1 protein-coding gene is annotated in these 1,321 nt (G+C 56.3%); it reads left to right on the top strand.

Translation table 11 applies throughout. The features are described from left to right. The first annotated feature begins 155 nt into the window (after positions 1-155). Positions 156-1,304, top strand: coding sequence for a transposase (locus tag AC0QKW_RS13115; RefSeq protein ID WP_473151524.1), 1,149 nt, complete (start codon positions 156-158; stop codon positions 1,302-1,304). Positions 1,305-1,321: the final 17 nt, after the last annotated feature.

The following is a 1,321-nucleotide window of genomic DNA, read 5'->3' as shown; positions in this document are numbered from 1 at the left end:
CTGGTTGACTGACAAAAGTTGGCTGAAAGCTGCTAAAAAGCTTGTGGTACGGTAGTTTCAGGGATTGGAGGAAGAAGTGGGGAGCCAGCGTTCTAAGCTTAGATACCACTCAAAAGCGTAGATGCTGTGAAAAAAACTCCCCCCTCTACAATGCCTTGAACGCCTGGCTGGGTCAATCGGTGCCTTGGGCGCATCGGGGCCATCTGACGACCTGCCTCTGGATGGTGATGGCGTTGCTCCAGCGCGGGGAAATCAACTTGACGCGCTGGCTGCCTTATATCCCTTGTCGAGGGGTGCAGGCGCAAAGTAAACAACGGCGGTTAAGCCGCTGGCTGCACAACAGTCGTATCAACGTCCACCGCCTGTACAAGCCCTTGATTCAGGGGGCGTTAGCCCATTGGGATGAGGCTTGTTTGTACCTGAGTTTGGACACCTCGCTGTTTTGGGATGAGTATTGCTTAATCCGCCTAGCGGTGGTGCATCGAGGCCGGGCCTTGCCCGTAGTCTGGCGGGTGCTCCGGCACCGCAGTGCGTCCGTCGCCGTCGACGAGTACCGGGAGATGCTCTATCAAGCCGCCCATCGCTTGCCGCAGGGGGTGAAGGTGGTCGTCCTGGCCGACCGGGGATTCATTCACACCGAAGCCATGACCGCTATAACGGCTGAACTGGGGTGGCACTACCGCATTCGGATCAAGCGCGATACCTGGATTTGGCGAACCGGTCACGGGTGGTGCCAATTGAAAGACATTCCGCTTCAGCGGGGGGAGGCAATCTGTTGGCACACCGTGAAACTCCACAAAGGGGAGTGGTACGGCCCGGTGCATGTCGCCTTCGGCTATAACAACGTCAATGGTGAGTTTTGGGCCATCGTCAGCGATGAGCCCACCAACCTGCACACCTTCGAGGAATACGGCTTGCGCTTCGATATCGAGGAAGCGTTTCTCGATGACCAATCCAACGGGTGGAATCTCCAGAAATCCGAAATTCGCTCTGTCTGTGCCCTCTCCCGCCTCTGGTTCCTCTTGGCCGTCGCTACCCTCTATGTCACGGCCCAAGGCCTCGAGGTCGTCGCTACGGGCAAACGTCGCTGGGTTGACCCCCATTGGTTTCGCGGCAATAGCTACTTTCGCATTGGGTGGGATTGGGTCAAGGCTGCTTTAGAACAGGGGTGGCAACTCATCGGTCACGTCTGTTTCACCCATAACCGTGATTCTGAACCCGCCATGGCGTCTCGGAAACAACATGAGCAGCGCATCTATCGAATCGAGTTCAAAATACACACGTACTGCTATGCTGCCGATTAGTTTTGTCAGTCAACCAG

It is taken from the genome of Pseudanabaena sp. PCC 9330 (assembly GCF_055795045.1).
Note: the sequence above shows the minus strand (reverse complement) of the source record. Positions and strands in the feature narration are given on the sequence as shown.